The sequence below is a fragment of the Mesorhizobium sp. M5C.F.Ca.IN.020.32.2.1 genome (genome assembly GCF_004023105.1).
Lineage (GTDB): Bacteria > Pseudomonadota > Alphaproteobacteria > Rhizobiales > Rhizobiaceae > Mesorhizobium > Mesorhizobium wenxiniae.
On sequence record NZ_RZSX01000312.1, the window covers coordinates 1 to 6,592 of the forward strand.

Annotated in this window: 8 protein-coding genes and 3 pseudogenes; 2 read left to right on the forward strand and 9 right to left on the reverse strand. The window is 60.4% G+C overall.

Annotated features, from left to right (window positions below):
• The 5 genes and pseudogenes from EOA86_RS41520 to EOA86_RS40365 all read right to left on the reverse strand — a co-directional run.
• A partial coding sequence (locus EOA86_RS41520; RefSeq protein ID WP_348633352.1) for a thiamine pyrophosphate-dependent enzyme occupies positions 1 to 204 on the reverse strand: 204 nt, incomplete at its 3' end.
• A gap of 285 nt (positions 205 to 489) precedes the next feature.
• The gene (locus EOA86_RS17010; RefSeq protein WP_128342706.1) at positions 490 to 888 is read right to left on the reverse strand and encodes a hypothetical protein; all 399 of its coding nucleotides are present in this window, start codon (positions 886 to 888) and stop codon (positions 490 to 492) included.
• 153 nt (positions 889 to 1,041) lie between these two features.
• The gene (locus EOA86_RS40355; RefSeq protein WP_244529186.1) at positions 1,042 to 1,413 is read right to left on the reverse strand and encodes a transposase domain-containing protein; all 372 of its coding nucleotides are present in this window, start codon (positions 1,411 to 1,413) and stop codon (positions 1,042 to 1,044) included.
• Positions 1,362 to 2,075: pseudogene (locus EOA86_RS40360) on the reverse strand (transposase); the annotation flags it as partial. The gene EOA86_RS40355 and the pseudogene EOA86_RS40360, both read right to left, overlap by 52 nt.
• A 29-nt stretch (positions 2,076 to 2,104) precedes the next feature.
• The gene (locus tag EOA86_RS40365) at positions 2,105 to 2,263 is read right to left on the reverse strand and encodes an IS66 family transposase zinc-finger binding domain-containing protein (protein WP_244529187.1); all 159 of its coding nucleotides are present in this window, start codon (positions 2,261 to 2,263) and stop codon (positions 2,105 to 2,107) included.
• 15 nt (positions 2,264 to 2,278) lie between these two features.
• On the opposite strand from EOA86_RS40365, the pseudogene EOA86_RS17020 reads away from it, so the two are divergent.
• Positions 2,279 to 3,095 (forward strand): annotated as a pseudogene (locus EOA86_RS17020) (IS110 family transposase); the annotation flags it as partial.
• A 455-nt stretch (positions 3,096 to 3,550) separates the two neighbouring features.
• On the opposite strand, the gene EOA86_RS17025 reads toward EOA86_RS17020, so the two are convergent.
• Together EOA86_RS17025 and EOA86_RS17030 are read right to left on the reverse strand one after the other, a co-directional pair.
• Positions 3,551 to 3,706 (reverse strand): hypothetical protein, encoded by a 156-nt coding sequence (locus EOA86_RS17025; protein ID WP_245497296.1) that lies wholly within the window; start codon positions 3,704 to 3,706, stop codon positions 3,551 to 3,553.
• A gap of 178 nt (positions 3,707 to 3,884) precedes the next feature.
• Positions 3,885 to 4,073 (reverse strand): hypothetical protein, encoded by a 189-nt coding sequence (locus EOA86_RS17030; RefSeq protein WP_091600636.1) that lies wholly within the window; start codon positions 4,071 to 4,073, stop codon positions 3,885 to 3,887.
• A gap of 439 nt (positions 4,074 to 4,512) precedes the next feature.
• On the opposite strand from EOA86_RS17030, the gene EOA86_RS17035 reads away from it, so the two are divergent.
• A complete protein-coding gene (locus EOA86_RS17035; protein WP_091600637.1) occupies positions 4,513 to 5,757 on the forward strand; it encodes an acetyl-CoA carboxylase biotin carboxylase subunit family protein in 1,245 nt (414 codons plus the stop codon).
• Positions 5,758 to 5,871: 114 nt separating this feature from the next.
• On the opposite strand, the pseudogene EOA86_RS40370 reads toward EOA86_RS17035, so the two are convergent.
• Positions 5,872 to 6,203, reverse strand: a pseudogene (locus EOA86_RS40370) (IS110 family transposase); the annotation flags it as partial.
• Between the two features lie 172 nt (positions 6,204 to 6,375).
• Positions 6,376 to 6,592: SDR family oxidoreductase (locus EOA86_RS17045; protein ID WP_128342707.1), on the reverse strand; the 217-nt coding region annotated here is incomplete at its 5' end.

Below are 6,592 nucleotides of genomic sequence, written 5' to 3' on the forward strand. Positions count from 1 at the left end.
GTGCGAACGATGCGTTCCGATCATGGCGTCGTCGATCCGGAGGGCGAGACATGCGCCGACGACAGCGGCTTCCTGACCCACGCTCGCGTGGAAGAAACCAGGGATCTTGTCACCTTTGAACCGGCGCATACCCTCTTCTTCGAATCGGCGGATCCGAAGCATCCGTCGATATGCTTCTAGTCTCTGATCACCGTTCAACTGCATGACTCAAAGGTTCCTCCAATATCAAGTAAAAGGTGCCTCATGCGATGGCGCATTGCTTCTCGGCTGGTAGTGACGCAAAGCCAACTGCGGCATGCCAGGCATAAGATGAGGCTTTGCGGCTCCCACCTCTTTAGCATCCGGATGTAAGCGAGGTCTTGGCTCCTAGTCTTCGCCACCTCGCGTCGGCGTGGGTGATCTGAAGCATGCGCCATACAGCTACCGAGCACCGACCTTTCTCTGGATTCCAGAGAGTCTGACGCAAGCGCCGTGCCATTTGACTTAAGGCTAGCAGTCAGCAGCGGCGAGGCGCTGCTGGAAGACATGCGCAAGCTTTTCCTTTGTTCGAAGTTGGACAACAATGTCGGAAGCCTGAACAAAATGGTTGGGGCCGGCGCAACGGATAACGGGCGTGACCTGCTCCTGAAATGTCCTCGCTTTGAGATCGGTCTGCTCTTTAGGACCTGTTGCGCATTGTGCCACCCGGCGTGTCTCGATCGCCTGCAGCGCAGCCTCGACACCAAGCGGCTGGAGCAGCTTTAGGATCTGCGCGTGAACGGCAAGATCAACCCGCATCGAACCGATACAGGAGGTATCCATCCGGTGGTGGACGCGGACGGAAGCTATTTGTCGCGATGATGGCGATGGGGTTTTGAAGCCTTGCGATGCCGATTCGGAGAAGGCCATGACACCGTCTTCGTGGTCTGGCCCGTAGACCCAGATAGACTGTCCTCGGGTTCCATTTCGATGCGATTTCGGCGAGCCAGTCTTCATCTTCACCGAGTTCCCGGGCGACGAGTGCGATGGTTCGCAGGGAATGGATTTTGTTGATGTGCATTGTCAGGCCGCGATTGCGGCGGGCTTGCGCCAGTTCAACGGCAGCAACTCGTCGAGGCGGTTGGCGTGGTGCTCTGCGACGCGTGCAAGCACATCGGTAAGCCAGGCTTGCGGGTCGACATCATTGAGTTTGGCGGTGCCGATGAGGGCGTAGATGACAGCAGCGCGCTGGCCGCCGCGATCCGACCCGCAGAACAGCCAGGCCTTGCGACCGAGCGGGACGCAGCGCAGGGGCCGTTCAGCCGCATTGTTCGTAATGCAGATTCGGCATCGCCGAGAAAGCGGGTAAACGCCGGCAATCGGCGCAGCATGTATTTCATGGCCTTGGCGAGATCGTGGTTGCGCGAGAGCTTGGCAAGCTGGACGATCAGCCAAGCGTGAAGGTCCTCCATTAGTGGAGCACTCTGCTCCCGGCGAGCGCAGGCACGCGCTTCGGCGCTCAATCCGTTGATCTCGCGCTCGATATCGAACAGGACATCGAGGCGCTGCACCGCCTCCAGTGCGATCGGGGTAGATCGTCCCTGTCCGTTCGCCGCGGCTCTTGTTGCGCGCTGATCCCTCGACATCGGCAAGTTCGAAGAACTTGCGGCGCGCATGGGCAAGCAGCCCGCTTCGAGCACAGGCCCTGGCCGACGATCGGCAGCGTAGAGTTCGCCATAGCCACCATAGGCGTGTGCCTGCAGGATACTGGACCAGGTGTCGAGATGCGCTCGCGGATGTTCGCCACGGCGGTCGCGCGAATAGTGGAACAGCGCGGCGGGCGGGTCGGCGCCGCCGAATGGCCGATCGTCGCGGACATAGACCCACAGCCTGCCGATATCGGTCTTGCCCTTCGCAAGGACCTCGATCCGGCGATAGAGGGGCATGAGCGCGAAAGTGGCCGCGCCAACCTGGTCGGCGAGCGTCGACAGGCCCAGTGGCACGCCTTGGCGCGCGAAACGCTCAGCCTGGCGGTTCAATGGTTGATGCTGACCGGATTTGTTGAAACAGCAGCAGGGCGAGCAAGCCAGGACCTGCCCGGCCACGCGACACGACATGGAACGGCGCCGGCGGCTGGGTGATCGTCTCACAGTTCCGGCACGAGAACTTCTCGCGCACCGTCTGGATGCCACTGGCGCGGGATCACCTCCAGCGTGTCGGTCACGTCCTCGCCCAGCTTCGAGAGCCGCGTCCCGCAGGTCGGGCACGAACACGGCGCGGGGATGACGATGCGCTCACGCGGCAGATGCTCGGGAAACGGCTTCCCTGCATCGAGACCCGCCAAACACCAAGGCATTCCTCAAGGCACAGCCGAACAAGACGGATCGCAACGATGCGCGCGGCATCTCGCAAATCAGCGCGTCAACCTGTTTCGCCCGGTGCATGTGAAGACGTTGGCGAGCCAGAAGCGGCGGGCACTCTTGACGGCCCGCAAGCTGCAGGGAAAGGCGATCGCCATCGAGAACGACATCCGCGGCCTGTTGCGCAATTTTGGGCTCAAGGTTGGCCTCGTCGGAGCCGTCAAGTTTGAGGAACGGATTAGCGAGCTCGTCGAAGGACGTTGTGAACTGGCCGAAATTGTCACGCCGCTGCTGGAGGTGCGCTGCAAGCTGCGCGAACAGTTTACAGTTCTACATCGCAGACGTCTGAGAATCGTGCGGGACGATGAAGAGTCTGTCGGCGCTTGATGACGATCTCCGGCGTCGGTCCTGTGGTGGCGCTGGCTTATACCGCCCCGATCGACATTCCACAGCGATTCAGAAACTCCAAAACGGTCGGGTCCATCCTGGGACTAGCGCCGGCGCTCAACCAATCGGGTGAAAGCCACCGCGCCGGGCGTGTCTCGCTTTGCGACGACGGGATGATGCGCCCCTTGCTCTATGAAGCCGCCCAAGTGATGCTAACGCGTGTGAAGAAGTGGTCCTGGCTGAAGGCGTGGGCGATGAATGTCGCCAAGCGGTGCGGTCTAAGCGATCGTCGCACTCGCCCGTCGGCTGGCAGTCATCATGCACCGCATGTGGGTGGACGGCACCGAATTCCGCTGGACGCGGCAGGAGGCCCTACCCGCCGCCGGCTGACCGGCAAGGCCGCAAAGGAGAGAGATAAAGTTCCGCCAACCGGCGGAAGCACGTCCTTCGCGGGACGATGGATGAGGCGAGTTCGTTGAAGCGCTCGGATCGGTCGCGCTGCAGTCCGATCAGGTCGCGAGTCAGATTGTGCCGCCTCATTCTCCTGATCCCATGCTGGGAGGGCCCGGAGCCGATCCCGTAGAGAAGCGAGGCCCCGCGAACGACGTCAAACGCCGGAGAAGTCGCAAGCCGAAAGCGCTTGACCTCAACATGCCGAATAGAGAAGCACTTGACTCTCGGCGCAACCGAAAAATGCCGCTTTGGGTGAGGAAATCTGCGTCCTATCCCGCGCTCGCCGGACGCCAGCTGTATTGCGGGTTGCGCCAGTCAATCCCGTCGAGCAAACACGCCAGCTGAGCCCTCGTCAGCGACACCAAACCCAGCTTGCCTCCGCCACATAATATTCAGATGGAGTTCAGCAGTTGCAGAACGGAGTCATTTAGTCGGAAACGCACGCCGTGATCGTCGGTGACGCCCGCCGTCTCGAGTCCATTGCGCATCATCTCGACATCCGCTGTGGCATAGCGGTGGGTCGTGGCGACCTGTGCGTGCCCGAGCACCAGGCTTGGATCGTCAAAAGGTCGTGAGTTGCATTCATGCCAGCAATGTGTAGCTTCGGGTTACCGTCACCTCGGATCGTTATCCGTAGCGCGTGGTTTTGCGGCCGTCGGCCGTACGCGCGTGGAATCATTGCGCCAGGCGCCGTCCTTCTGGAACAGAAGCGCCAGGCCAATTGGATCATGCAGCCCCGCACGCCGGCACTGCCGGCGCGCGCCAGCCTCTTCTCACGTTTGCCGCTCTCGAGCCGGTGAGGCCGGCATAGCGCGCCAGCGCGGCAGTCGCGCAAGCCGCGCGAAAGACACTCGCGACCAGCATGTCGGCCGTCTTGATGCCGACGCCGTTGACCCGTGCGATGAGGTGCACCATCGCATGCGGGCCTTGGTGCGGATCTGACGGCGCACGAGCTTGAGCCGCTCAAGCAAGCGGTACAGCTCGGCGCGCTTGAGATGGAAGGAGCGCAATCTTAAACTGACTAAATTGATGTTTGACTGCCGCTTGATAGAATTGATTGTTCAGCTCGTGGTATTTGTGAAGCATATCCGACCGCTACGCCCTTGAATGGAGGTCTCGTCAATATGCAGGTTGCCGGTGACGGTTCGCTTGCACCCTTGCCCAACACTCTCCAAACCCCGAAGGGGGAACTCCGGTCAATCCCCAGACCTTGTCCGGGCACTCAAACAAAATTTTACAGAACCTTCACGACGACAAATCGCCGACAATGGTACGTTCACCACAATGTCTGAGGTCAGGCACGGCTACTTTAAGCTTCAGACGCCGCACAGCACGCTACCGAGGGTCAACAGCAATGGCAAAAAGAGCGGTCATCCTGGTTGAAGGCAGTCCAATGGGTAATGGTCTGCTATACCTCCAAGCGTCCCAGCGTCTTGGGCTTCATGCAATCATCCTGTCGGCTGATCCAGCTCAGTACGACTGTCTTGCGGCGGAAAGGATTGAGGCAATAGTCCGGGTCGATACAAACGATCTCGATGCGCTGATCCGCGAATGTTCCCGGCTACGTGCGACCTATGACATTGCCGGCGTTACGTGCGCCAGGGAGTCGGTCTGTGCGACGGTTGGCAAGCTCTGCCGGTATTTCGATCTACCGGGGCCGAATCCCACATCCATTGAACGATGCTGCGACAAGTTCGTTCAACGTCAACTCCTCGCCGAGGCCGGCGTTTCAGTACCAGCTTATCGCTTGGCAGCGGATGCGACGGACATAGAAAGCTCTGCTGCCGAGATCGGCCTGCCGGTGGTTCTTAAGCCAGCGGTCGGCAACGGTAGCGTAGGTGTCCGATTGTGCCGCGACGTCGACGAGTTGACCGAACATACCATCCATCTGTTGGGCGGAAAGCACAAACAGTGGTCTTCGCCCAGGATACTGGTCGAAGAATTCGCGCAAGGCCCGCTTTATGCCGCCGACATAATGGGAAATGAGGTCATTGGGATTACCGCCACTGACTTCGGCCCCTTACCGCATTTCGTCGGTCGGGAGTGCACCTTTCCGGCCCCGCTGACTGATGACGAGCGTGAGCGTATCGCCGATGTTTCGTTGAGCTGTTTGCGAGCTCTCGGCCTTGGCTGGGGGCCAACGGGCATTGAATTCCGGTGGACGAAGCGTGGCCCAGTCGTCATTGAAGTCAATCCGCGGCTTCATGGCACGCCCACTCCCCAACTGATTCAGCTGGCTTACGGCATCGATCTCATCACCGAGCACATCAAGCTTGTCATCGGCGACGAATGGGATTTGCGCAGAAGGCACTCGCAGACTGCGGCCGCACGGTTCCTCGTTCCTGATCGCGATGGCACCCTCGATTGCATTGGCGGCGCCAGTCGGGCAGCTGCCGTATCAGGTGTCGCCGAGGTCAAATTGCATGTTGAACCCAAGATGCCGATCATCAGGAAAGGCGATTACCGAGATTCGATCGGACATGTCATCGCCTCTTCACCCAACCTCGCTCAAACCGAAGCGATACTTCAGCATGCCGTCGACTTAATCAGTTGGTCGATCACACCATTCCCACTGTTCGCGGATAACAAGCCGTTTTGAAAGTCGAGGGGGTCGGGATTTCACCAAAGGCTGGGACTGCAGGGGGACATCGCGCAGCGACTTGCGTTTGACGGTCACGAGCACGGCGGCATCCTGACGCTGGTCGGGACGTGGTCAGCCGGCGACCGGCATGATTTCCGTCCTGGTCCAGCGGAACTGCGTGCCGTCGCGCCAGATCCGGTGCATGATCACCGCCAGCCGACGGGCGACAACGGCCTTCTCTTGGCCGCGCCGCTTGGCGACGTTCATCGCCCAGGTCTTCGGCCAGGACCATTTCGTCCTCCGCGTCAGCAGGGTCACCGCCTTCGAGCTGCGGAAAGCGGGCCGGCATGTCGATCCTGCTGGTGTAGGCCCGCGCCAGGACCGGGCCGACACCGCGAATCGACGGCAGCCGGCGGCAATTCTCATCATCCCGGACGATCGTCAAAACATCGGTGCAGGGCGGCAGATCGCCGCTTCAGGCCGCCAAAAGCTCATCGCCGCTGTGCAGCAAACGGGTGAGGTGAAGCCGCCATCAGTAGGAGAAAATAGCCAACCGCATTGCCTACCGCCAAAATGGCTTCCCGCCGATTGCAGAAGGACGTACGTGGCCCTTACGGCTCCTCGCTTATTCTGCCCTCACCAACTCGTGTATCCTCCATCCACGTTGAGAATTGCGCCGGTCATGTAGCTGGAGGCGTCGCTGGCGAGAAACTGAACGACATTTGCGATCTCCTCTGTGCGGCCCAAGCGGCCCATCGGTGTGAGTTCGACCCAGGTCGAAACCGGGTTACTGGTCATCTTCGTGGCAATGTATCCTGGAGCGACCGCGTTTACGCGAACGCCCGATTTTGCC

Coding starts and splice junctions, on each gene's coding strand:
- EOA86_RS17030 (WP_091600636.1), bottom strand. CDS start 4,073: ATGGTGCACCTCATCGCACGGGTCAACGGCGTCGGCATCAAGACGGCC.
- EOA86_RS17010 (WP_128342706.1), bottom strand. CDS start 888: ATGGCCTTCTCCGAATCGGCATCGCAAGGCTTCAAAACCCCATCGCCA.
- EOA86_RS17035 (WP_091600637.1), top strand. CDS start 4,513: ATGGCAAAAAGAGCGGTCATCCTGGTTGAAGGCAGTCCAATGGGTAAT.